Annotated in this window: 22 protein-coding genes and 1 riboswitch; of the genes, 15 read left to right on the plus strand and 7 right to left on the minus strand. The window is 69.2% G+C overall.

The annotated features are described in order from the left end of the window. Window positions 1-59: 59 nt before the first annotated feature. Window positions 60-1,268, minus strand: a complete 1,209-nt coding sequence (gene nadA, locus ABTX18_RS07660; RefSeq protein WP_352121811.1) for a quinolinate synthase NadA — start codon at window positions 1,266-1,268, stop codon at window positions 60-62. Window positions 1,269-1,492: 224 nt separating this feature from the next. On the opposite strand from nadA, the gene ABTX18_RS07665 reads away from it, so the two are divergent. Next, the gene (locus ABTX18_RS07665; protein WP_024488899.1) at window positions 1,493-1,849 is read left to right on the plus strand and encodes a HesB/IscA family protein; all 357 of its coding nucleotides are present in this window, start codon (window positions 1,493-1,495) and stop codon (window positions 1,847-1,849) included. A 91-nt stretch (window positions 1,850-1,940) separates the two neighbouring features. Here the strand turns inward: ABTX18_RS07665 and ABTX18_RS07670 are convergent, their stop codons facing one another. Together ABTX18_RS07670 and ABTX18_RS07675 are read right to left on the minus strand one after the other, a co-directional pair. Next, window positions 1,941-3,413, minus strand: a complete 1,473-nt coding sequence (locus ABTX18_RS07670) for a hypothetical protein (RefSeq protein WP_352121812.1) — start codon at window positions 3,411-3,413, stop codon at window positions 1,941-1,943. Between the two features lie 132 nt (window positions 3,414-3,545). Next, entirely contained in the window at window positions 3,546-3,743 is a 198-nt protein-coding gene (locus ABTX18_RS07675) for a hypothetical protein (RefSeq protein ID WP_352121813.1), read from the minus strand. A gap of 190 nt (window positions 3,744-3,933) precedes the next feature. Between ABTX18_RS07675 and ABTX18_RS07680 the strand changes: the two genes are divergently transcribed. After that, on the plus strand, window positions 3,934-4,908 hold the full coding sequence (locus ABTX18_RS07680) for a carbohydrate kinase family protein (protein ID WP_352121814.1): 975 nt from the start codon (window positions 3,934-3,936) through the stop codon (window positions 4,906-4,908). Window positions 4,909-4,914: 6 nt separating this feature from the next. Here ABTX18_RS07680 and ABTX18_RS07685 read toward each other — a convergent pair whose 3' ends face one another. Beyond that, window positions 4,915-6,297, minus strand: a complete 1,383-nt coding sequence (locus ABTX18_RS07685; RefSeq protein ID WP_352121815.1) for a cysteine desulfurase/sulfurtransferase TusA family protein — start codon at window positions 6,295-6,297, stop codon at window positions 4,915-4,917. A gap of 271 nt (window positions 6,298-6,568) precedes the next feature. Between ABTX18_RS07685 and ctaC the strand changes: the two genes are divergently transcribed. The 4 genes from ctaC (at window position 6,569) to ABTX18_RS07705 (ending at window position 11,044) form a co-directional block, all read left to right on the plus strand. Further along, a complete protein-coding gene (gene ctaC, locus ABTX18_RS07690) occupies window positions 6,569-7,537 on the plus strand; it encodes an aa3-type cytochrome oxidase subunit II (protein WP_352121816.1) in 969 nt (322 codons plus the stop codon). Beyond that, a complete protein-coding gene (gene ctaD / locus ABTX18_RS07695; protein WP_352121817.1) occupies window positions 7,534-9,270 on the plus strand; it encodes an aa3-type cytochrome oxidase subunit I in 1,737 nt (578 codons plus the stop codon). The genes ctaC and ctaD overlap by 4 nt, the downstream gene beginning before the upstream one ends. Then, window positions 9,267-9,665: a cytochrome c oxidase subunit 4 gene (locus ABTX18_RS07700; protein WP_352121818.1), complete on the plus strand. Its 399-nt coding sequence runs from the start codon at window positions 9,267-9,269 to the stop codon at window positions 9,663-9,665. Before ctaD ends, ABTX18_RS07700 begins: the two co-directional genes overlap by 4 nt. A gap of 122 nt (window positions 9,666-9,787) precedes the next feature. Then, on the plus strand, window positions 9,788-11,044 hold the full coding sequence (locus ABTX18_RS07705; RefSeq protein ID WP_352121819.1) for a L,D-transpeptidase: 1,257 nt from the start codon (window positions 9,788-9,790) through the stop codon (window positions 11,042-11,044). 46 nt (window positions 11,045-11,090) lie between these two features. Here ABTX18_RS07705 and ABTX18_RS07710 read toward each other — a convergent pair whose 3' ends face one another. Then, entirely contained in the window at window positions 11,091-11,492 is a 402-nt protein-coding gene (locus tag ABTX18_RS07710) for a response regulator transcription factor (protein WP_352121820.1), read from the minus strand. A gap of 202 nt (window positions 11,493-11,694) precedes the next feature. Here ABTX18_RS07710 and ctaE point away from each other — a divergent pair, with 202 nt between their 5' ends. The 6 genes from ctaE to ABTX18_RS07740 all read left to right on the plus strand — a co-directional run bounded on the left by ctaE (window position 11,695) and on the right by ABTX18_RS07740 (window position 18,797). Then, on the plus strand, window positions 11,695-12,315 hold the full coding sequence (ctaE, locus tag ABTX18_RS07715) for an aa3-type cytochrome oxidase subunit III (protein ID WP_136328381.1): 621 nt from the start codon (window positions 11,695-11,697) through the stop codon (window positions 12,313-12,315). A gap of 56 nt (window positions 12,316-12,371) precedes the next feature. Continuing rightward, window positions 12,372-13,181, plus strand: a complete 810-nt coding sequence (qcrC, locus tag ABTX18_RS07720; RefSeq protein WP_352121821.1) for a cytochrome bc1 complex diheme cytochrome c subunit — start codon at window positions 12,372-12,374, stop codon at window positions 13,179-13,181. Beyond that, window positions 13,178-14,230: a cytochrome bc1 complex Rieske iron-sulfur subunit gene (gene qcrA / locus ABTX18_RS07725; protein WP_352121822.1), complete on the plus strand. Its 1,053-nt coding sequence runs from the start codon at window positions 13,178-13,180 to the stop codon at window positions 14,228-14,230. Before qcrC ends, qcrA begins: the two co-directional genes overlap by 4 nt. Further along, the gene (gene qcrB, locus ABTX18_RS07730) at window positions 14,227-15,852 is read left to right on the plus strand and encodes a cytochrome bc1 complex cytochrome b subunit (protein ID WP_352121823.1); all 1,626 of its coding nucleotides are present in this window, start codon (window positions 14,227-14,229) and stop codon (window positions 15,850-15,852) included. The genes qcrA and qcrB overlap by 4 nt, the downstream gene beginning before the upstream one ends. 121 nt (window positions 15,853-15,973) lie before the next feature. After that, the gene (trpD, locus tag ABTX18_RS07735; protein WP_352121824.1) at window positions 15,974-17,038 is read left to right on the plus strand and encodes an anthranilate phosphoribosyltransferase; all 1,065 of its coding nucleotides are present in this window, start codon (window positions 15,974-15,976) and stop codon (window positions 17,036-17,038) included. An 88-nt stretch (window positions 17,039-17,126) separates the two neighbouring features. Further along, window positions 17,127-17,244: riboswitch (SAM riboswitch) on the plus strand. A gap of 173 nt (window positions 17,245-17,417) precedes the next feature. After that, window positions 17,418-18,797: an aminotransferase class V-fold PLP-dependent enzyme gene (locus ABTX18_RS07740; protein ID WP_352121825.1), complete on the plus strand. Its 1,380-nt coding sequence runs from the start codon at window positions 17,418-17,420 to the stop codon at window positions 18,795-18,797. A gap of 124 nt (window positions 18,798-18,921) precedes the next feature. Here the strand turns inward: ABTX18_RS07740 and ABTX18_RS07745 are convergent, their stop codons facing one another. Further along, window positions 18,922-19,203, minus strand: coding sequence for an Lrp/AsnC family transcriptional regulator (locus ABTX18_RS07745; RefSeq protein ID WP_136328375.1), 282 nt, complete (start codon window positions 19,201-19,203; stop codon window positions 18,922-18,924). After that, window positions 19,200-19,937: a rhomboid family intramembrane serine protease gene (locus ABTX18_RS07750; RefSeq protein WP_352121826.1), complete on the minus strand. Its 738-nt coding sequence runs from the start codon at window positions 19,935-19,937 to the stop codon at window positions 19,200-19,202. Before ABTX18_RS07750 ends, ABTX18_RS07745 begins: the two co-directional genes overlap by 4 nt. Window positions 19,938-20,097: 160 nt before the next feature. Between ABTX18_RS07750 and ABTX18_RS07755 the strand changes: the two genes are divergently transcribed. The 3 genes from ABTX18_RS07755 (at window position 20,098) to ABTX18_RS07765 (ending at window position 23,046) form a co-directional block, all read left to right on the plus strand. Beyond that, complete coding sequence (locus tag ABTX18_RS07755) at window positions 20,098-20,340, plus strand: hypothetical protein (RefSeq protein ID WP_014156692.1); 243 nt, start codon at window positions 20,098-20,100, stop codon at window positions 20,338-20,340. A gap of 37 nt (window positions 20,341-20,377) precedes the next feature. Beyond that, a complete protein-coding gene (locus ABTX18_RS07760) occupies window positions 20,378-21,739 on the plus strand; it encodes an NYN domain-containing protein (RefSeq protein ID WP_352121827.1) in 1,362 nt (453 codons plus the stop codon). A 281-nt stretch (window positions 21,740-22,020) separates the two neighbouring features. Beyond that, window positions 22,021-23,046: a C40 family peptidase gene (locus tag ABTX18_RS07765; protein ID WP_352121828.1), complete on the plus strand. Its 1,026-nt coding sequence runs from the start codon at window positions 22,021-22,023 to the stop codon at window positions 23,044-23,046. Window positions 23,047-23,145 lie beyond the last annotated feature (99 nt).

Raw genomic sequence — 23,145 nt, forward strand, 5'->3', positions numbered from 1 at the left:
CCCCGGTAACCTCGCATCGAGGTTGCCGGGGCCTTCCCGTTGCCGGGGCGCGCGAAGCCCTACGGCAGTGCCAGCATCCGCTCCAGCGCCAGCTTCGCGTACTTCTCCGTCTCCGGGTCGACCTCGATCCGGTTGACCAGGTTGCCCTCGGCCAGCGACTCCAGGGTCCACACCAGGTGCGGCAGGTCGATCCGGTTCATCGTCGAGCAGAAGCAGACCGTCTTGTCGAGGAAGACGATCTCCTTGTCCTCCGCGGCGAACCGGTTGGCCAGGCGGCGCACCAGGTTCAGCTCGGTGCCGATCGCCCACTTGGAGCCGGCCGGGGCCGCCTCCAGCGCCTTGATGATGTACTCCGTCGAGCCGACGTAGTCCGCGGCCGCGACGACCTCGTGCTTGCACTCCGGGTGCACCAGCACGTTGACGCCGGGTATGCGGGCCCGCACGTCGTTGACGGACTCCACCGAGAAGCGCCCGTGCACCGAGCAGTGCCCGCGCCACAGGATCATCTTCGCGTTGCGCAGCTCCTCGGCGGTCAGGCCGCCGTTGGGCTTGTGCGGGTTGTAGAGGACGCAGTCCTCCAGGGTCATCCCCATGTCCCGCACCGCCGTGTTGCGGCCCAGGTGCTGGTCGGGGAGGAACAGGACCTTGACTGCCGAGGGCTCCCCCTGATCGAAGGCCCACTCCAGGGCGCGCTTCGCGTTCGACGAGGTGCAGATCGTGCCGCCGTGGCGGCCGGTGAAGGCCTTGATGTCCGCGGAGGAGTTCATGTACGAGACCGGCACGACCTGGTCGGCGACGCCGGCCTCGGTCAGCACGTCCCAGCACTCGGCGACCTGCTCGGCGGTGGCCATGTCGGCCATCGAACAGCCCGCCGCCAGGTCCGGCAGCACGACCTTCTGGTCGTCGCTGGTGAGGATGTCCGCGGACTCCGCCATGAAGTGCACGCCGCAGAAGACGATGTACTCGGCCTCCGGCCGGGCCGCCGCGTCCCGGGCGAGCTTGAACGAGTCTCCGGTCACATCCGCGAACTGGATGACCTCGTCGCGCTGGTAGTGGTGCCCGAGGACGAAGACCTTCTCCCCCAGCTTCTCCTTGGCCGCGCGGGCGCGCTCCACCAGGTCCGGGTCGGACGGGGAGGGCAGGTCGCCGGGGCATTCGACGCCCCGCTCGCTCCTGGGGTCGGCGTCGCGGCCGAGCAGGAGCAGCGCGAGGGGCGTCGGCTGGACATCGAGGTCCTGGACGGGGTGGGCCGTGGTCACGTCACGCACCCTTTCTTCTCTGCGGGGAACGCCTTTTCGTCTAATTGACGCTATCTATCATAACTGCTTCACGTCACTTTGACGATGCCGATAGCGTCGATGTGACGCATCCGCCCGCGCGGCCGGTGTGCGAGCATGAATGGAACAGGCAAACGCTCGGCCCGGAATGAATCCGCGGCCTCGACGGTTGCAACGTCGGCAAGCAGTCTCCGTACAACCCGGGAGAGAAGCAGATGTCCGTATCGGACGAGACCACCACCGTGAGCGACGGCATCCTCCTGTCCGACGCCGCCGCAGCCAAGGTCAAGGGCCTGCTGGAGCAGGAAGGCCGTGACGACCTGGCGCTGCGCGTCGCCGTCCAGCCCGGCGGCTGCTCGGGCCTGCGTTACCAGCTCTTCTTCGACGAGCGCTCGCTGGACGGCGACGTCGTGAAGGACTTCGGCGGCGTCAAGGTCGTCACCGACCGGATGAGCGCCCCGTACCTGGGCGGCGCCTCCGTCGACTTCGTGGACACCATCGAGAAGCAGGGCTTCACGATCGACAACCCGAACGCCACGGGTTCCTGCGCCTGCGGCGACTCCTTCAGCTAAAGCGCGTACAGCGGCGACGGTACGGCGGCGGCCCCGGGATTCCGATCCCGGGGCCGCCGCCGTCGTCCCGTGTATGGGGAGGGGCGCGGGGTCAGCCGCGCGGCACCACGGTGCCGGACGCCGCGTCGACCACGTTCCGCTCACCGAGCGGCTGGTCCAGCGTGACCGTGCGGGTCAGCTCCTTCGCGATCATGATGCAGACCTTCCCCTTCTCCGGCTTCGACTCCGTCACGGACACCCGCACCGCGGAGCCTTCCTCGCTCGCGCTCGCCGTGTACGTACTGCAGACGCCGCCCCAGAACGTCACCGAGAGCGTCCGCCCGTCGGCGCTGTAGGACAGGACCGTGCGCCCGGACTTCGTCGTGCCGCCGCCGTCCGGGGTCTTCTCGGAGGGCGTTTCCTTCGCCAGGTACGCCGGATCCACCGCGACCTGGGTGACGGTGTCACCCGTGCCGCCCGCGCCCGGCCGGACCGTGAAGATCCAGGACGGCACGAGCAGCTGCTTCCCGTCCACGTACCGGGCGGCCAGTCCGAACGTCGCCTTGTCGACCGTCACCGTCGTCGTCGTGGGCTCCGCCCCGGTCCGCTTGCCGCAGCTCATGCCGGAGGACTTCACGCCGTCCTCCAGCGGCGCGGGACTGGCGCAGCCGCCGATGTCCCCGCCGCGCGACGGCTGGGCGGCGTTCAGCTGCTTCAGTGCCTCGCCCGCGCCGATCACCGGGTACTCGGCGCCCTTCTCCAGGCCCTTCAACTGCCCGCTGCCACCGACCACTTCACCCTCGGGGCCGACCTGGACGCCGGTCGTCCAGCCGTACGTCGGCAGCCCGGCCACCACCGGGTCGGCGTTCACCACCCGGACCGAGCCCATCAACTGGCGGGCGTCCAGGGCCGCGTCGTCCTGGCCGACCGCCTTCAGCACCGGCACCGCGGCGGCCTTCGCGACCTTCTCGCTCACCGGGTTCCCCGACACGCCCGGCCGCACCGGCTTGCTCGAACAGACCGTCGTGCTCTCGCAGTTGTCCGTGCCGCCGGAACCGTACCGGGCGAACGTCCATGTCCCGGGCGCCTGCTTGGTGACTCGTAGCAGCGGCCCCGAACCGTCCCCGTCGGAGCCCACCTTCCACGACGTGCCCTCGGCCTGCGGGGTGCCCTGCACGCCCAGCGCCTTGGCCAGCCGGGCCACCTCGGACGCCGAAACGGTCCCCGTGGCGCGCTGGACCGCCGCCTTGTCCGGACCGTCCGGCAGGGCGCCGGACGCACGGTAGACCAGTCGGCCGCCGTGCGGATCGGGCTCACCCGGAGCGATGCCCTGCGTCGGCGCCGACGGGCGGGGAGAGGGAGTGTCGGGGCCGCCCGCCCGCTCGTCCAGGGAGAGCAGTGGGGGAGCGGCGCCGGACCTGTCCGCGGCGCTGTCCGTGCCCCCGCCGTCCGCCGCGGTCGCCGCCCAGTACGCGCCGCCGCCGCCCGCCAGGAGTACGGCCGCCGCCACCGAGGCCACGGCGAGCGGCGACCGCCGCCGCTGCCGGGGGCCGGTCACATCGTTGTCGGGTCGCTCGGTGCTCACCGGTTCGCTCCTTCGCCGTCGTGCGCCATGGCCCGGCAAGGGCCCGTCCGCCGGTGCGGACACCGTTGGGACGGGGCGCGGGCGCACACGGTTCCCTCCTGGGGCGGCCGGTGCGACGAGGAGGCCGGCCGCTCAGTCGCCGTACTCCGCCGTCGCGTCGATCAGCCGGGCCGAGGCGGGCGGCACCGTCACGCCGTGGATGAGGGAGAGCGCCACGGGCGTGGGAGTGGTCTTCGCGGGTACCACCCAGTGCGGAGCCATCCGTGCGCAGTCTCCGCGCAGCTCGGCCAGACCGGTCCGGGACTCGCGCGAGGCGATGTGATTCGACATATCCGCACCGTAAGCACCCCCGAGCTCAGGAGGAAAGACCTACTATCGGGTAGTTTTCCCCCCTTCGCTCGAGCGCCGGAACCGGTAGCGTGGAAGGGCCCGAAAATCGGGGGGTGGGTGCAGGCTCACCCGGCACGCCGCCACGGGAACCGTCACCGTTCCCCTCGACCTCCCCAGGAGCAGTCTCCCCGTGCGTATCGCAGTCACCGGCTCCATCGCAACCGACCACCTCATGACCTTCCCCGGCCGATTCGCCGACCAGTTGGTCGCCGATCAGCTGCATACGGTCTCGCTCTCCTTCCTGGTCGACAACCTGGACGTGCGCCGGGGAGGTGTCGCCGCCAACATCTGCTTCGGCATGGGTCTGCTCGGCACCCGTCCGATCCTGGTCGGCGCCGCGGGCTCCGACTTCGACGAGTACCGCGCCTGGCTCGACCGCCACGGCGTCGACACCGGTTCGGTGCGGATCTCCGAGGTCCTGCACACCGCCCGCTTCGTCTGCACGACGGACGCCGACCACAACCAGATCGGCTCCTTCTATACGGGCGCCATGAGCGAGGCCCGTCTGATCGAGCTGAAGGCCGTCGCCGACCGCGTGGGCGGCCTCGACCTCGTCTCCATCGGCGCGGACGACCCCGAGGGCATGCTCCGCCACACGGAGGAGTGCCGCTCGCGCAACATCCCGTTCGCCGCGGACTTCTCGCAGCAGATCGCGCGGATGGACGGCGACGAGATCCGCATCCTGCTCGACGGCGCCACCTACCTCTTCTCCAACGAGTACGAGAAGGGGCTCATCGAGTCCAAGACCGGCTGGACCGACGCCGAGATCCTCGCCAAGGTCGGCCACCGGGTCACCACCCTCGGCGCCCAGGGCGTGCGCATCGAGCGCGTCGGCGAGGAGCCGATCGAGGTCGGCTGCCCCGAGGAGAACGTCAAGGCCGACCCGACCGGCGTCGGCGACGCCTTCCGGGCCGGGTTCCTCTCCGGTCTCGCCTGGGGCGTCGGCCTGGAGCGGGCCGCCCAGGTCGGCTGCATGCTGGCCACCCTGGTCATCGAGACGGTCGGCACGCAGGAGTACACCCTGCACCGCAACCACTTCATGGACCGCTTCACCAAGGCGTACGGCCACGAGGCCGCGGCCGAGGTGCGCACCCACCTCGCGTAAGGGACGTCAGGACAGCCGGCGGACCACATAGGCCGAGCCCCGGTCCGCCGGCTCCTCACCCACGTACTCCTGCTCACGCATCGCACACCAGGCCGGAATGTCCAGGCGCGCCGCCTCGTCGTCGGACAGGACCGTCACCGTCCCGCCCACCGGTACCTCCCCGATCACCTTTGCGAGCTCGATCACCGGGACGGGGCAGCGCCGCCCCAGCGCGTCGACGACCAGCGAGGCCGCCGGTGCGGGGGAGGGGGCGGCCGCGGCGGGCGCCCCCAGCTTCTCCCGTACGCCCGCCACCGCCGGGGACAGCACCTCCAGGAACCGGTCGACGTCCTCCTCGGACGTGCCCGCCGGCAGCGACACCCGCACGTTGCCCTCCGACAGCACTCCCATCGCCTTGAGCACATGGCTCGGCGTCAGCGTGCTGCTCGTGCAGGACGAACCGGACGATACGGAGAAGCCGGCCCGGTCCAGCTCGTGGAGCAGGGTCTCCCCGTCGACATAGAGACAGGAGAACGTCACCAGATGCGGCAGCCGCCGCACGGGATCGCCGACCACCTCCACATCGGGCACCAGCGCCGGCACCCGGGTCCGGATCCGTTCGACCAGGGCCCGCAGCCGCACCGACTCGGCGGCCGCCTCCGCCCGTACCGCCCGCAGGGACGCCGCCGCGGCAACGATCGCGGGAATGTCCTCGAAGCCGGCCGCCCGCCCCGACTCCCGTTCGTCGGCGGGGCCTTGGGCCGCGAACCGCACACCCTTGCGTACCGCGAGGAGTCCGACCCCGGCCGGTCCGCCCCACTTGTGGGCGCTCGCCGTCAGCAGCGACCAGCCGGCCGGCACCGGCCCCCACCCGAGCGACTGCGCGGCGTCCACCAGCAGCGGCACGCCCGCGGCCCGGCAGAGTCCGGCCACCTCGGCGACCGGCTGCTCGGTGCCCACCTCGTGGTTGGCGGACTGCAGGCAGGCCAGCGCGGTGTCCTCACGCAGGGCGTTCCCGTACGCCTGCGCGTCCACCGCTCCCGTGCGGTCCACGGGGACCTCGGTGAACGATCCGCCCCCGCTCTCGTGGGAGGCGGCCGAATGGAGCACCGCCGAATGCTCGACCGCCGACACCACCAGATGGCGGCCGACACGCCGACGCCCCGCGAGAGCTCCGGAAATTCCGGAGTGGATCGCGCGGGTGCCCGACGAGGTGAACGTCAGCTCGTCGGGGCGGCAGCCGACGGCCTCCGCGGCCGCTTCCCGGGCCGCGTCCAGCAGCAGCCTGGCCCGCCGCCCCTCCCGGTGCAGGCGGGCCGGGTCGGCCCAGCCCTCGTCCAGTGCGGCAAGCAGCGCCTGGCGGGCGACGGGATGGAGGGGGGCGGCGGACGCGGCGTCGAAGTAGGGCACCCGGCCACGCTAGCCCGGGAGCGGCCCCCGGCCGGGACCGGCTGCCCGCACGACAGGGGAGAGGGGGCGTCAGATGGTGGCCGGAGGCCCGGATTCCACCCCTTCGGGGAGTCGGGCGGCGCGTTGGGCACCCTCCCCGCGCGACCCCAAATAGCGTCCAGTAGGGTTTGGTCCGCATAAACATCCAAACCCCTGCCCGCGTCAGGGCCGGCGACCGACCAGCGAGACGGGCGCGCCGACCGTGCGGGCGAGACTCTCGGGAAGGCGCTACGTGAGTCCCAACGGCTCCGACCGCTTGTCGCGGCGCCCGATGCGGCGGAAGCTGCCGCAGGTGCTGACTGCGGGCCTGGTCCTGGCGACGGCCTCCGGTTGTTCATACAACTGGGAGGATTTCCCCCGCCTCGGTATGCCCACCCCGGTAACGGAAGAGGCTCCTCGGATCCTTTCCCTCTGGCAGGGCTCGTGGGCGGCAGCGCTCGCCACGGGTGTCCTTGTCTGGGGACTGATCATCTGGAGCGTCATCTTCCACCGGCGCAGCCGGACCAAGGTGGAGGTACCTCCGCAGACCAGGTACAACATGCCCATCGAGGCGCTGTACACCGTGGTCCCTCTGATCATCGTCTCGGTGTTGTTCTACTTCACCGCACGCGATGAAACGAAGCTCCTCGAGCTCTCCCCGAAGCCCGCCCACACCGTCAACGTGGTCGGCTACCAGTGGAGCTGGGGGTTCAACTACATCGAGAACGTGGACGGCTCCGCCGCCACGGGCAACGAGGTCCCCAAGGAGCTCGACGCCATCCCGGACCGGTTCGTGAAGGACTTTCCCAAGGGTGCGGACGGCGTCTACGACGTCGGCGTCCCGGGGACCCGGAACCCGCAGACCGGCAACCCGGGTCCGACCCTGTGGCTGCCCAAGGGCGAGAAGGTCCGGTTCATCCTGACTTCGCGTGACGTCATCCACTCCTTCTGGGTGGTGCCGTTCCTCATGAAGCAGGACGTCATTCCGGGCCACACCAACTCCTTCGAGGTGACTCCCAACCAGGAGGGCACCTTCATGGGCAAGTGCGCCGAGCTCTGCGGCGTCGACCACTCCCGGATGCTCTTCAACGTCAAGGTCGTCTCCCCGGAGCGCTACCAGGCGCACCTGAAGGAGCTGGCCAAGAACGGCAACACGGGCTACGTGCCGGCCGGCATCGAGCAGACTGACCCGGCCAGGAATGCGGAGACGAACAAACTGTGAGCATCCTCAATGAACCTCAGGGTGCCGCGGCAGCAGACGACTCGTACGAGGACGAGCTGCCGGTCCGGCGCAAGCAGCCGGGAAACGTCGTCATCAAGTGGCTGACCACCACTGACCACAAGACGATCGGCACGATGTACCTGGTCACGTCGTTCGCGTTCTTCTGCATCGGCGGACTGATGGCGCTCTTCATGCGCGCCGAGCTGGCCCGTCCGGGCACGCAGATCATGTCGAACGAGCAGTTCAACCAGGCGTTCACGATGCACGGCACGATCATGCTGCTGATGTTCGCGACGCCGCTGTTCGCCGGGTTCGCCAACTGGATCATGCCGCTGCAGATCGGCGCGCCCGACGTGGCGTTCCCGCGGCTGAACATGTTCGCGTACTGGCTGTACCTCTTCGGCTCGATCATCGCGGTGGCAGGCTTCCTCACCCCCCAGGGTGCGGCCGACTTCGGCTGGTTCGCCTACTCCCCGCTGTCGGACGCGGTCCGTTCGCCGGGCGTCGGCGCCGACATGTGGATCATGGGTCTGGCCTTCTCCGGCTTCGGCACGATCCTCGGCTCGGTCAACTTCATCACCACGATCATCTGCATGCGCGCCCCCGGCATGACGATGTTCCGCATGCCGATCTTCGTCTGGAACGTCCTGCTGACCGGTGTTCTGGTCCTGCTGGCCTTCCCGGTGCTGGCGGCGGCGCTCTTCGCGCTGGAGGCGGACCGTAAATTCGGTGCGCATGTCTTCGACGCGGCCAATGGCGGGGCGTTGCTCTGGCAACACCTCTTCTGGTTCTTCGGGCATCCAGAGGTGTACATCATCGCCTTGCCCTTCTTCGGGATCATTTCGGAAGTGATCCCGGTGTTCAGCCGCAAGCCGATGTTCGGTTACATCGGCCTGGTGGCCGCGACGATCTCCATCGCCGGTCTCTCCGTGACCGTGTGGGCGCACCACATGTACGTCACCGGAGGCGTGCTCCTGCCGTTCTTCTCCTTCATGACGTTCCTCATCGCGGTGCCCACCGGGGTGAAGTTCTTCAACTGGATCGGCACGATGTGGAAGGGCTCGCTGTCCTTCGAGACGCCGATGCTCTGGGCGGTCGGCTTCCTGATCACCTTCACCTTCGGTGGTCTGACCGGCGTCATCCTGGCCTCGCCGCCGATGGACTTCCACGTCTCCGACTCGTACTTCGTCGTCGCGCACTTCCACTACGTCGTCTTCGGCACCGTGGTGTTCGCGATGTTCTCCGGATTCCACTTCTGGTGGCCCAAGTTCACCGGCAAGATGCTGGACGAGCGGCTCGGGAAGATCACCTTCTGGACGCTGTTCATCGGCTTCCACGGCACGTTCCTGGTGCAGCACTGGCTGGGCGCCGAGGGCATGCCGCGTCGTTACGCGGACTACCTGGCCGCGGACGGTTTCACCGCGCTGAACACGATCTCGACGATCTCCTCGTTCTTGCTCGGCCTGTCGATCCTGCCGTTCTTCTACAACGTCTGGAAGACCGCCAAGTACGGCAAGAAGATCGAGGTCGACGACCCGTGGGGCTACGGCCGTTCGCTGGAGTGGGCGACCTCGTGCCCGCCGCCGCGGCACAACTTCCTCACGCTGCCCCGGATCCGTTCCGAATCCCCGGCCTTCGACCTCCACCACCCGGAGATCGCGGCGCTCGAACAGCTTGAGCACCACTCCGAGAGCGACAAGGCCCTCGCCGGCGGCAAGGAGGCGGGCAAGTGAAGATCCAGGGCAAGATGTTCCTCGGTCTGGCGCTGTTCATCCTCGTCATGGCCATCACCTACGGCGTGTGGTCCAAGGAGCCGGTCGGCACCACCGCGCTCGTCCTGGCCTTCGGCCTGAGCGTCATGATCGGCTTCTACCTGGCCTTCACGGCCCGGCGGGTCGACGCACTGGCGCAGGACAACAAGGAAGCCGACGTGGCGGACGAGGCCGGCGAGGTGGGGTTCTTCTCCCCGCACAGCTGGCAGCCGCTCTCGCTGGCGATCGGAGGCGCGTTCGCCTTCATGGGAGTCGTCTTCGGCTGGTGGCTGCTCTACTTCGCGGCCCCGGTCATCCTGATCGGTCTGTTCGGCTGGGTCTTCGAGTACTACCGCGGTGAGAACCGCACCCAGTGACATCGCACCACCCGTGACACCGCTCCACCCGACGGGGGGCCCGCACTTCGACGAGAAGTGCGGGCCCCCCGTTTGCAGTCGTCCGACGCGCTGAATCGAATGAATCTTCTTAGCGTGGGTTCATGAACCACACGCCGCGTATCCGTCCCGTCATGAGCTGCGCTCTGCTGGTCGCGTCCCTGGCCGCAGGGGCGAGTGCCTGTGGGGAGTCCGACGGCCATCCGCTCTCGGCCCAGCCGTACGACGCGGCGGACGAGATCTCCTCCAACGCCCCCGACGGCGGTGAGAAGGCCGACCCCGACAAGCCCCTGGAGTTCAGCGTCGACGGGGACGACGGCCGGATCACCGATGTGAGCGCCATCGACTCCGAAGGCCGCCATCTGGCGGGCGAACTCGCCGCCGACGGCCACCGCTGGCACTCCACAGCCCCGCTCGCCGCCGGAACCACGTACACCGTCAAGGTCAGCATGGAGGACGACGACGGCGCCCCAGGCGTCCGTACGCTCTCCTTCGAGACCGCGGCGGCCCAGAAGTTCCTGAAGGTCACCTTCGGCCCGCAGGCGGGCACCTACGGCGTCGGACAGCCCGTCACGGCGGTACTCAGCGCCCCGGTCGCCGACAAGGCCTCCCGCGCCACCGTCGAACGGGCCCTGAAGGTGCGCTCCACGCCCGCCGTGACCGGTTCCTGGTACTGGGTCGACGACAAGACGCTGCACTACCGGCCGCGGGACTACTGGCCGGCGAAGGCCACCATCGAGGTCAGCAGCGCGCTGACGGGCATCAAGGTGACCAACGCGCTGTACGGCGCCCCCACGAAAGCGTTGAAGATCACGACCGGCGACCGCATCGAGGCCATCACCGACGCCTCGGAGCACTCCATGACGGTCAAGCGCAACGGCGAAGTGATCCACACCATTCCGGTGACCACCGGCAAGCCCGGCTTCTCCACCCGCAACGGCGTCAAGGTCGTGCTGGGCAAGGAGTACTACGTACGTATGCGCGGGGAGTCCATCGGCATCGCCGAGGGCTCGGACGACTCCTACGACCTGCCCGTCTACTACGCGACGCGGGTCACCTGGAGCGGCGAATACGTGCACGCGGCCCCGTGGTCCACCGGATCACAGGGCTACGCGAACGTCAGCCACGGCTGCACCGGCATGAGCACCAGCGAGGCCGAGTGGTTCTTCAACACCGTCCGCGAGGGCGACATCGTCACGGTCGTCGGCAGTGACGGCGAGACCATGACGCCGTTCGACAACGGCTACGGCGACTGGAACCTGTCCTGGGCCAAGTGGCAGAAGGGCAGCGCCCTGAGCAACGACGCCACGCCCGACCGCGTCGACACGGTCAGCGCGGCGCGGCTGCGCCCCAAGGTCTGACGGCGGGGTGCGCCGCGCCCCGGAGCCACGGCAGGACCGCGGGCCCTCAGGCCCCCACGGAGAGCCTGCTGCGCAGCAGGGCGGCCAGGGCGTCCGCGAACTCGACCGGCTCGACCGGAAGGGTCACCGCGGCGTCCGCGCGGCTCCACGTGGCCAGCCAGGCGTCCTGCGGGCGGCCCATCAGGACCAGCACCGGCGGGCAGCGGAAGATCTCGTCCTTGATCTGCCGGCACACGCCCATGCCGCCCGCCGGAGCCGTCTCGCCGTCCAACACGCAGGCGTCGACGCCTCCGTGGTCCAGCGCGTCCAGTACGGCGGGCAGGGTGGCGCACTCCAGGAACTCGACCTGCGGTACGTCCGCGGCAGGCCTGCGCCCGGCTGCCAGCCTCACCTGCTCACGGGTGTGTGCGTTGTCGCTGTAGACCAGGACCGTGGCGGTCGGCTGCATGGTTCCTCCGTGACATCCGTGTCTTCGGGGCTGTCGGGGCCCTCGGTGCGCGAGGGCTGTCCGATGCGCGGATCGTACTCCGCCCGATGGCCTGTCAGCATCGCCCCGGACAGCCGTTTGCTGGGCCGTTCGGGGAGGACACACCCCTCTGACACACCGAACGGCACCCCCCGGAGTGAGGGCGGGATAAGCGACCGACATAATGTCGGTCGTGGCGACAGCAACGACAGTAGAAACCGGGCACGCGCACCCGTCGGTCAATCGGCCGAACCTCACCAGCGTCGGAACCATCATCTGGTTGAGTTCCGAGCTGATGTTCTTCGCGGCCCTCTTCGCGATGTACTTCACCCTGCGATCGGTGACCGGAGCGGATCACTGGAAGGAAATGGCGTCAGCCCTGAACTTCCCGTTCTCGGCGACGAACACCACGATCCTGGTGCTCTCCTCACTCACCTGCCAGCTCGGCGTCTTCGCCGCCGAGCGGGGCGACGTGAAGAAGCTCCGCGCCTGGTTCGTGATCACCTTCGTGATGGGATCGATCTTCATCGGAGGCCAGGTCTTCGAGTACACGGAGCTGGTGAAGAAGGACGGCCTCTCGCTGTCCTCGGATCCGTACGGCTCGGTGTTCTACCTGACCACCGGCTTCCACGGTCTGCACGTGACAGGCGGTCTCATCGCCTTCCTGCTCGTACTGGGCAGGACGTACGCGGCCAAGAGGTTCACCCACGAGCAGGCGACCGCAGCCATCGTCGTGTCCTATTACTGGCACTTCGTCGATGTCGTGTGGATCGGCCTGTTCGCCACGATCTACATGATCAAGTAACCGGGCTCGCACCCGATCCATCATCGACGCAGAAGATCCTGACACCGGGGTAATCCGTGAAAAAGCTCTCCGCACGACGACGCCATCCGTTGGCGGCGGTCGTCGTACTACTCCTCGCGCTTGCGGCTACTGGGGGGCTGTACGCCGCGTTTGCGCCCGCGAGTAAGGCGCAGGCCGACGAAACCGCCCAGTCCCTCGCCATCGACGAGGGCAAGAAGCTGTACTCCGTCGGTTGCGCCAGCTGCCACGGAACCGGCGGTCAGGGCAGCACCGACGGGCCCTCGCTTGTCGGCGTGGGCTCCGCCGCCGTGGACTTCCAGGTCGGCACCGGACGCATGCCGGCCCAGCAGCCGGGCGCCCAGGTCCCGAAGAAGAAGGTCATCTACACCCAGGCCGAGATCGACCAGCTCGCGGCGTACGTCGCGTCGCTCGGCGCCGGCCCGATCGTCCCCACCAAGAGCCAGGTCAGCCCCGAGGGTGCGGACATCGCCAAGGGTGGTGACCTGTTCCGTACCAACTGCGCCCAGTGTCACAACTTCACGGGTGAGGGCGGTGCCCTGACGAACGGCAAGTACGCCCCCAGCCTCGAAGGCGTGAGCCCGAAGCACATCTACGAGGCCATGCAGACCGGCCCGCAGAGCATGCCGTCCTTCCCCGACTCGACGATGCCCGAGCAGCAGAAGCGGGACATCATCGCGTACGTCAAGACCGTGAACGGCTCCGAAGCCGAGTCCCCCGGCGGTCTCAGCCTCGGCGGCCTCGGTCCCGTCAGCGAGGGTCTGTTCGGCTGGATCTTCGGACTGGGTGGTCTGATCGCAGTTGCCGTCTGGGTCGCGGCCCACACCGCTAAGGCCAAGAAGTCATGAGTAGCCAAGAGATTCCAGAAGAGAACCTGCCCGCAGAGCAGGCCCCCGCGCACGACGCGGTGGACCAGGCGCACGACCCGTTCGCCGACCCGGGACTGCCGGCCCACAGGCCGCGCATCCAGGACATCGACGAGCGGGCCGCGAACCGGTCCGAGCGCGCGGTCGCGTCCATGTTCCTGTTGTCCATGCTGGCGACGGTGGGCTTCATCGCCTCCTACGTCATCTTCCCGGTCGACAAGATCGTCTACATCTTCCCGTTCGGTCATGTCAGCGCGCTGAACTTCTCCCTGGGGCTGACCCTGGGCCTGGCGCTCTTCCTGATCGGCGCGGGCGCCGTCCACTGGGCGCGCACCCTGATGTCCGACGTGGAGGTCGCCGACGACCGGCATGCCATCGAGGCCCCGCCCGAGGTCAAGGCGAAGGTTCTCGCCGACTTCAAGGCAGGCGCCGAGGAGTCGGTGCTCGGACGGCGCAAGCTGATCCGCAACACCATGTTCGGCGCGCTGGCCCTGGTGCCGCTCTCCGGAGTCATGCTGCTGCGCGACCTGGGTCCGCTGCCGGAGAAGAAGCTCCGCAAGACCCTGTGGGCCAAGGGCAAGCAGCTCGTCAACATGAACACCATGGAGCCGCTGCGCCCCGAGGACGTCGTCGTCGGTTCGCTCACCTTCGCCATGCCCGAGGGCCTGGAGGAGGACGCGCACGACTTCCAGACGCAGATCGCCAAGGCCGCGCTGATGATCATCCGCATCGAGCCGGACAACATCAAGGACAAGCGCGAGCGCGAGTGGGCCCACGAGGGAATCGTGGCCTTCTCGAAGATCTGCACCCACGTCGGCTGCCCGATCAGCCTGTACGAGCAGCAGACGCACCACGTGCTCTGCCCGTGCCACCAGTCCACCTTCGACCTCTCCGACGGCGCCCGCGTCATCTTCGGTCCGGCCGGTCACGCGCTTCCGCAGCTGCGGATCGGCGTGAACAGCGAGGGCAACCTCGAGGCGCTCGGTGACTTCGAAGAGCCCGTCGGTCCTGCATTCTGGGAGCGCGGATGAGTACTGCGACCGATACGAACCGCAAGGCGCCCGCCGGTGAGCGGGTGGCCGACTGGGCGGACGGGCGGCTGGGGATCTACTCCCTCGCCAAGTCCAACATGCGCAAGATCTTCCCGGACCACTGGTCCTTCATGCTCGGTGAGATCTGCCTCTACAGCTTCATCATCATCATCCTCACGGGTGTGTACCTGACGCTGTTCTTCCACCCGAGCATGAACGAGGTCATTTACCACGGCCCGTACGAGCCCATGCAGGGCATCCGGATGTCCGAGGCCTACGCGTCGACGCTCGACATCAGCTTCGACGTCCGCGGTGGTCTGCTGGTCCGGCAGATCCACCACTGGGCAGCGGTCATCTTCCTCGCCGGCATGTTCGTGCACATGTTCCGGGTGTTCTTCACCGGTGCGTACCGCAAGCCGCGCGAGATCAACTGGCTGTTCGGCTTCCTGCTGTTCGTCCTCGGCATGTTCACCGGCTTCACCGGCTACTCGCTCCCGGACGACCTGCTGTCCGGTACGGGTGTGCGCTTCACCCAGGGCGCGATCCTGTCGATGCCCGTCGTCGGTACGTACATCTCGATGTTCCTGTTCGGCGGGGAGTTCCCCGGCGGCGACATCGTCGCGAGGTTCTACTCGATCCACATCCTGCTGCTGCCCGGCATCATGCTCGGGCTCGTGGTCGGCCACCTCATCCTGGTCTTCTACCACAAGCACACGCAGTTCGCGGGTCCGGGCAAGACGAACAAGAACGTCGTCGGCATGCCCCTGCTGCCGGTGTACATGGCCAAGGCCGGCGGGTTCTTCTTCCTGGTCTTCGGCTTCATCGCGATCATCGCGGCCATCGCCTCGATCAACCCGATCTGGGCCATCGGCCCGTACCGTCCCGACCAGGTGTCCACGGGCGCCCAGCCGGACTGGTACATGGGCTTCGCCGAAGGCTTCGTCCGTGTGATGCCCGGATGGGAAATCAACCTCTGGGGCCACACGCTGGTCCTGGGCGTCCTCATCCCGCTGGTCCTGTTCGGCGTGATCCTCGCCGCGCTGGCGCTGTACCCGTTCATCGAGTCCTGGATCACCGGGGACAAGCGCGAGCACCACATCCTGGACAAGCCGCGCAACGCCCCGACCCGCACGGCGCTCGGCGTCGCCTGGGTGACGATCTACATGGTCATGCTGATCGGCGGCGGCAACGACATCTGGGCGACGCACTTCCACCTGTCGCTCAACTCGATCAGCTGGTTCGTCCGCATCGCCTTCTTCGTCGGACCCGTCCTGGCGTTCATCGTCACCCGGCGGATCTGTCTCGGCCTCCAGCGCCGCGACAAGGACAAGGTGCTGCACGGACGTGAGTCCGGCCTCATCAAGCGCCTGCCGCACGGTGAGTTCGTCGAGGTCCACGAGCCGCTCGGACCGGAGCAGCTGCACACGCTCACCGCGCACGAGCAGTACAAGCCGGTCGAGATCGGCCCGACGGTCGACGAGAACGGTGTCGAGCGCAAGGTGTCGTCGCTGCAGAAGCTGCGGGCCAGGCTCAGCAAGGCGTACTACGGCGAGAACAACCAGATCGCCAAGCCCACCGCCGAGGAGTACAAGGAGATCACCAGCGGCCACGGCCACCACTGATCACCTGAACTGATCGCCACAGCAGGAGCCCCGTCCATTCGATGGACGGGGCTCTTCGCTGTCCCCGGGCCTCGATAGGGTGGTCCCATCCCTTTATCGGCTGTGGACCCAGGAGCGGACCATGAACGTTGTGACCCCGGACGGCGGCGACAGCGTGGCGGCTCGTACCTGGCCCGGCGTGCTGACCCCCCTGCTGCGTGGCCAGGACCTGACCGAGGACGACACCGCCTGGGCGATGGACCGCATCATGAGCGGCGAGGCGACCGATGTGCAGATCGCCGGCTTCGCGGTGGCGCTGCGTGCCAAGGGCGAGACCGTCACGGAGGTCTCCGGTCTGGTCCGTGCGATGTACGAGCACGCCACGACCATCCATGTGCCCGGCCGCACCGTCGACATCGTGGGCACCGGCGGCGACATGGCCAAGACGGTCAACATCTCCACCATGTCGGCGATCGTCGTCGCGGGGACCGGCGCCAAGGTCGTCAAGCACGGCAACCGCGCCTCGTCGTCGGCCAGCGGCTCCTCCGACGTGCTCGGCAAGCTCGGCGTCAACCTCGAACTGCCGCCACAGCGCGTCGTCGAGGTCGCCGAGGAGGCGGGCATCACGTTCTGCTTCGCCGTGAAGTTCCACCCCGCCCTGCGGCATGCGGCGAAGGCCAGGGCGGAGCTCGGCGCGCCGACCACGTTCAACATCCTCGGCCCGCTCACCAATCCGGCCAAGGTGCGCGCGCAGGCGATCGGCGTCGCCGACCTGCGGATGGCGCCCATCGTCGCGGGCGTCCTCGCCGAACGCGGCAACTCCGCGCTCGTCTTCCGGGGCGACGACGGCCTGGACGAGCTGACCACCACCGCGACCTCCCGCGTCTGGATCGCCAGGAACGGCACGGTGCGCGAGGAGACCTTCGACCCGCGGTCCGTCGGCCTGGACCTGGTGCCGGTCGAGGCGCTGCGCGGCGCCGACGCCTCGTACAACGCGGATGTGGCCCGCCGGCTGCTCGCAGGGGAGACGGGGCCCGTACGGGACGCCGTCCTGCTCAACTCGGCGGCGGCGCTCGTCGCGCTGGACCCGGGGGAGGGCACACTCGCCGAGCAGCTCACCGCGGGGATCGCCAAGGCCGCCGATTCCATCGACTCGGGCGCGGCGGGCCGGGCGCTGGAGCGCTGGGTCAGGGCCAGCAACGCCTGAGGCGGGGCGCACGGATGTGAGGCGGGGCGCAGTCCAGATCATGGACTGCGCCTTGCGCGTTCGGGTACGTATGGCAAGATACTGCGCAGGTCATGAGTGACAGCGACTACGGCCCCGGCCCGCTGTCCGGCAACCCTCCGTCCGTGGCGGGGTGCCCCGGGTGAAGACCAGGCCGCAGGCAGCGAGGTCTGCGGCAAGCGCGGACCCCTCGACATCATCAGATGTCCACCCGTGGGGTCCTGGTCCTCAGGGAGCCTCTTGTGAGCACGCGAATGCGATAGGGCTTTTCGGCCCTTCTCCGCGCACCCTTTTTCTCTTCTCCGTGCTGCCGCGTATCCGCAGGCGCGCGGAATTCGCCTGCCTGTTACGGGAGTTCGCCATGTCTGTCCTCAGTGCTGCCACCGACCAGTCGCTTTGTGCCCCGCTGCCGGTTCTGGGTGCGGATGTGACGGTTCCGCTCGTCACCGGCGGTGAGGTCACCTACGCCGCGCTCGACTACGCCGCCAGCGCCCCGGCGCTCCAGCGGGTGTGGGACGACGTGGCCGCGTACGCGCCGTACTACGGCAGCGTCCACCGGGGCGCCGGCTACCTCTCGCAGCTCTCCACGGACCTCTTCGAGAGCAGCCGCGAGACCGTCGCGGAGTTCCTCGGCTGCCGCGCCGAGGACCAGGTGATCTTCACCCGGTCCACCACCGACTCGCTCAACCTGCTCGCGGCCGCCCTCCCCGCCGACTGCCAGGTGTTCGTCTTCGAGACCGAGCACCACGCCTCGCTGCTGCCCTGGCGCGACGCCCGGGTGACGTACCTGAACGCCCCGCGCACCCCGGCCCAGGCGGTCGAGACCCTGGAGCGCGCGCTCGCCGACCGCGATCCCTACGGTCCCGCACTGGTCTGCGTGACCGGCGCCTCCAACGTCACCGGTGAGCTGTGGCCGGTCAGGGAGCTCGCCGCCGCCGCGCACGCCCACGGCGCCCGGATCGTGCTGGACGCCGCGCAGCTCGCCCCGCACCACCCCGTCGACATCGCCGGGCTGGACGTCGACTGGGTCGCGTTCTCCGGGCACAAGCTGTACGCCCCGTTCGGCTCGGGCGTCCTCGCCGGCCGCTCCGACTGGCTGCGCGACGCCGAGCCGTACCTGGCCGGTGGCGGCGCCTCCCGCCAGGTCGCCCGGCGCGCCGACGGCGGGGTGGACGTCCAGTGGCACACCACCGCCGCCCGCCACGAGGCCGGTTCGCCCAACGTCATCGGCGTCTACTCCATCGCCTCCGCCTGCAAGGCGCTCACCGAGGCCGGATTCGACAGCCTGGTCGCCCGGGAACAGCGGCTCGTCTCCCAGGTCCGCGCCGGACTCGCCGAGGTCCCCGCCGTCAAGGTGCTCTCGCTGTTCGGCGACGACGCCCCGCGGGTCGGCGTCATCTCCTTCGTGGTGGAGGGCTGGAACAGCTCCCACTTCGCCGCCGCGCTCTCGGCCGAGTACGGCATCGGGGTCCGCGACGGGCTGTTCTGCGCCCACCCCCTGGTGCGCACCCTGCTCGGCAGCGACGCGCGGGACGTCGGCGAGTGCGGCGCGCCGGAGGCGGAGCCGGGCGAGAAGTCGCTCAACGCCATCCGCGTCAGCTTCGGCGCCGGTACGCCGGACGAGCACGTCGAGCGCTTCCTGCGGGCGGTCCGGGAGCTGGTCAGCGAGGGCGCCCAGTGGAAGTACCGCACCGAGGACGGCCGTTGCGTCCCGGACCGGGGCACGGCCACCCAGGTCTGAGGCCGGGGAGCACGTTCGGCCGGGTACGGACAGCTGTCCGTACCCGGCCGAACGTGTTCGGACTAGGTCTTTCGTTTGGATCAGGCCGGACCCCGCGAGCCCGGCATGATCCAAACGAGAGGCCCTAGGCGTCCAGGCCGATGGCGAAGGCCGCTTCGAGGTCGTGCTGCGAGTACGTACGGAACGCCACGTGCGTGTCCGTTCCCTCGACGCCGGGGATCTTGCTGATCCGGCCGGGGATGACATCGGCGAGGTCGTCGTGCTTGGACACCCGGACCATGGCGATCAGGTCGTAGGTACCGGTGACCGAGAAGACCTCGCTGACGCTGTCCAGCGCGGCGATGGCCTCGGCGATCTCGGGAATCCGGTCCACGCTGGTTTTGATGAGCACGATCGCGGTGATCACGGCTGGCTTTCTCCCTCGGTGGCCGCTGCTGGAGACTTCACTCTAGTCCCACGCCGGTAGCGCCCCCACGCGTAGAGAAACCCGGTCGCGAAGCCGGCCACATGGGCGAGGTAGGCCACCCCCGGTCCGCTGCCCGCGCCCTCGGCCGCCAGCCACTGCAGGACGAACCAGAAGACCAGCACGATCCACGCGGGGAAGCGCAGCGGCAGGAACAGCAGGAACGGGAACAGGCTGGTGACCCGGGCCCGGGGGAAGAGATAGAGGAAGGCGCCCAGCACCGCCGAGATCGCCCCCGAGGCGCCGACGAGCGTCTGGTCCGAGGTGGAGTGCGCGGCGGCGTAGGCGAGCAGGGCGAGATAGCCGCAGCCGACGTAGAAGAACGCGAACTCGGTGTGGCCCATGCGCTCCTCGGCCATCGCCCCGAACACGTACAGGAACAGTATGTTGCCGAGCAGATGCAGCCAGCTGCCGTGGACGAACAGCGCGGTGAGCGGGGTGAGCACGGCGTGCGCCGAGCCGTCCCAGAGCTCGCTCGGGATCACGCCCCAGCGTTCGAAGTACCCGGCCTGGGCGGCGAGCAGGGCGTCCGCCGTGCCGTACACCGGGTTGAACCCCGACAGTGGGCTGATCACGAAGACCACGCAGCACAGGGTGATGACGGCGTACGTCACCGGCGGCCCGCCCGAAGTGGCCGCCCGCAGGATTCTGCCGGCCGCAGCCCGCCGATCGATCATGAACAGAGCATGGCGCAAGCGGAGGGAACGGGACAGACCGCCTCGCCGTGCCGGCGGGAAGCGCCGAGGCCGTAGGGTGACGGGAGGACATCCGCTGTTCGACGGCGCACCGCGAGATCCTTGTCCGGCAGCTCACGGCTCGAGATAAGAGGACACAACGATGACGACGGTTCCCCAGCCGACCGACGGGACCCGCTGGCGCTGCACGCTCTGCGGAAACCTGACGAGGTTCGACGTGACACGTTCGTCCAAGGTCGTCGAGTACGTTCACCTCGACCTGGCCGGTGAGTCCAGCGTCGAGGAACGCGAGGTGGTCAGTGAGACCATCGAGTCGGTGCGCTGTCGTTGGTGCAACGCGGTGGATCAGATCGAACTAGTCGACAGGCCGGGTGCCGACTCCTGACGGGGCCGTGCGGACATAAAAAATGAGGTGACGGAAGGTGGAGCAGCCCGCTGGCGGCGCCACGCCGGCCGACGCGGCCGGCGATGCCGTGGAGGTGCTCGACCGCCCGCTGCCCGAAGGTGTGCGGCGACGGGTCGTCGCGCTGGTCTCGGACGCCTTCGGCGGCCTCACGGTCTCCGAACTCCCGGCCCAGCTCCGGCAGTACGCCCGCTTCACGCCGACCCGGCGCGCCAAGTTCGCGGGGAACGCGATGGCTGCGGCGCTGGAGAGCGACGCGCCCTTCCGCCGGCGCATCGGTGAACGGCTGAAGGAGGCCCAGCCGGAGCTGGCCGCCGCGCTGGTGGCGGGGGCTCCGCCTGCCGCCGCGGACCCCATCGACGTGGCTGCCGCGGCCTATGTGCTGCGCCCGGCCGGCTGGGTCAAGCTGGTGGCCGCCGCCGGCGAGGAGGCCGAGCGGGCCGGCGCCGAGCGGGCCGACGAGGAGATCCGGCTCGAACTGGAACGGCTGCGCGAGGAACTCGCCCGCGCCCGTGCCCAGACGAAGAGCGAGAACGAACGGCTCCGCGCCGAACTGGACGCCGCCCGCAAGGAGGCCGACTCGCTCCAGCGCAAGCTGCGCAGCGCGGCCAACGAGGTGAAGCGCGGCGAGGCGGCGCTGCGCCGCGGCAAGGCCGAGAGCGACGCCCTGCGGGCCGAGACGGCCGCCCGGGTGTCCGCCGCCGAGAGCGAGACGCGGCGGCTGCGCGCGAGGCTCGGCGAGGCGGAGGCGTCCGTCGAGGCGAGCCGCAAGGCCGCGAGGGAGGGGCGCTCGGTCGAGGACATGCGGCTGCGGCTGCTGCTCGACACGGTGCTCGAAGCGGCCGGCGGGCTGCGCCGCGAACTGGCGCTGCCGCCCTCCTCGATGCGTCCCGCGGACAGTGTGGACGCGGTCGAGCCCGGACGGATGTCACCCAAGGACATTGCCGCCAGGGCCCTTTCGGAGACCGATCCGGCCCTGCTCGACCAGCTGCTCGCGCTGCCGCAGGCCCATCTGATCGTGGACGGCTACAACGTCACCAAGACCGGCTATCCGCAGATGCCGCTGGAGAAGCAGCGGCTGCGGCTGCTGGGCGGTCTGTCGGTGCTCGCGGCCCAGACGGGCGCGGAGATGACCTGTGTCTTCGACGGGGCGGAACTGGCCGCGCCGGTCCTGCTCGCGCCGCCGCGCGGGGTGCGGGTGCTGTTCAGCAAGCCGGGGGTCACGGCGGACGAGGTCATCCGTCAACTGGCGCGCGCGGAACCGCCCGGGCGGCCCGTCGTGGTGGTCTCCACCGACCGCGAAGTGGCCGACGGGGTGGCGAAGGCGGGAGCCAGGCCCGTCGCGTCCCTCTTGCTCCTGAAGCGGCTTTCGCGCGTATAGCGCGAGTTGGGCGACTTGCCGGGAATCGGGGAACGGACCGTCAAGTCGCCGCTACAGCCTGTGTGCTGTGGGTAAAGAAGTACCTCCTGTGACGAGATTTTGCCTGTGAGGATTTGAACTGATCACAAGATGGTCACTAAGGTCGGGCCTCGAACCTTCGCACGGTTGATCACCCATCCGGGGTGGCAGTGAAGGAACCGCCGAGGCCGTGACGTGCACGGAGCTGGGGATCCGTCCCCCATAGCCCGGTAGGCGGCTCGAGGAAGAAGGAGCTCGCCTTCGTGGGGTCCCACCGTCGTCCCAAGCAACCGAGCCGCACCCGCGTGACCGTGCTCGGCGTAACTGCCGCAGCGGCCGTTGCCCTGACCTCCCAGGCGGCGCACGCCGACCCCAAGCCGACCAAGAGCGAGGTCAAGGAGAAGGTCGACAAGCTCTACGAAGAGGCGGAGAAGGCCACCGAGCAGCACAGCCTGGCCAAGGAGAAGCAGGAGAAGCTCGAGAAGCAGATCGGCGCCCTCCAGGACAAGGTGGCCCGCGGTCAGCAGGAGCTCAACAACCTCCGCTCCGGACTCGGTTCCCTCGCCGCCGCGCAGTACCGCTCCGGAGGCATCGACCCCTCCGTGCAGCTCTTCCTCGCCTCGGACCCGGACAGCTTCCTCGACCAGGCGTCCGCACTCGACCAGTTGACGGCCAAGCAGGCCGAGGCGCTGTCCAAGGTCCAGGAGAAGCAGCGGTCCCTCGCGCAGGAGCGCAAGGAGGCCCAGGACAAGCTGAGCGATCTCGCGGACGTGCGCAAGACGCTCGGCGAGAAGAAGAAGAAGCAGCAGGGCAAGCTCGCCGAGGCCCGAGAGCTGCTCAACACCCTCACCCAGGCCGAGCGCGACAAGATGCGCGCGGACGACCAGCGTGCCAGCCGCACGGCGAACAGCCGGGTCGACCTCGGCAACGAGGCCCCCGCCTCGGGCCTCGGCGCCGCCGCCCTCCAGGCGGCCGCCTCCCGGATCGGCATGCCGTACTCGCCCGGCCAGGCCGGCCCCGGCTCCTTCGACTGCTCGGGCCTGACCATGTGGGCCTACGCCCAGGCCGGCGCCAACATCACCCGCACCACGTACACCCAGATCAACCAGGGCACGCGGATCGGGCAGGGCCAGCTGAAGCCGGGCGACCTGGTCTTCTTCAACGGCAATGCGCACGTGGGTCTCTACGCGGGCAACGGCACGGTGCTGCACGCCCCGCACTCGGGCGCCTACGTCCGCTACGAGTCGATGAGCACCATCGGCAGCTTCTACGGCGCGGTGCGCATCTGACCACGCCCGAACGGGCGAATTCCCGCGCCCCGCACTGACACCCGCCCCGCCGGAGACCACAGGTCACCGGCGGGGCGTCACTGTGTGTGCCGTCCCCGC

Source organism: Streptomyces sp. NPDC096323 (assembly GCF_040302845.1).
In the GTDB taxonomy this organism is placed as follows: Bacteria; Actinomycetota; Actinomycetes; order Streptomycetales; family Streptomycetaceae; genus Streptomyces.

Bases quoted from the DNA above. Each gene is read 5' to 3' on its own strand.
- ABTX18_RS07665 (WP_024488899.1), top strand. From the start codon at position 1,493: ATGTCCGTATCGGACGAGACCACCACCGTGAGCGACGGCATCCTCCTG.
- ABTX18_RS07675 (WP_352121813.1), bottom strand. From the start codon at position 3,743: ATGTCGAATCACATCGCCTCGCGCGAGTCCCGGACCGGTCTGGCCGAG.
- ABTX18_RS07705 (WP_352121819.1), top strand. From the start codon at position 9,788: ATGAACCACACGCCGCGTATCCGTCCCGTCATGAGCTGCGCTCTGCTG.
- ABTX18_RS07710 (WP_352121820.1), bottom strand. From the start codon at position 11,492: ATGCAGCCGACCGCCACGGTCCTGGTCTACAGCGACAACGCACACACC.
- ctaE (WP_136328381.1), top strand. From the start codon at position 11,695: ATGTCGGTCGTGGCGACAGCAACGACAGTAGAAACCGGGCACGCGCAC.
- qcrA (WP_352121822.1), top strand. From the start codon at position 13,178: ATGAGTAGCCAAGAGATTCCAGAAGAGAACCTGCCCGCAGAGCAGGCC.
- qcrB (WP_352121823.1), top strand. From the start codon at position 14,227: ATGAGTACTGCGACCGATACGAACCGCAAGGCGCCCGCCGGTGAGCGG.
- trpD (WP_352121824.1), top strand. From the start codon at position 15,974: ATGAACGTTGTGACCCCGGACGGCGGCGACAGCGTGGCGGCTCGTACC.
- ABTX18_RS07740 (WP_352121825.1), top strand. From the start codon at position 17,418: ATGTCTGTCCTCAGTGCTGCCACCGACCAGTCGCTTTGTGCCCCGCTG.
- ABTX18_RS07750 (WP_352121826.1), bottom strand. From the start codon at position 19,937: ATGATCGATCGGCGGGCTGCGGCCGGCAGAATCCTGCGGGCGGCCACT.
- ABTX18_RS07755 (WP_014156692.1), top strand. From the start codon at position 20,098: ATGACGACGGTTCCCCAGCCGACCGACGGGACCCGCTGGCGCTGCACG.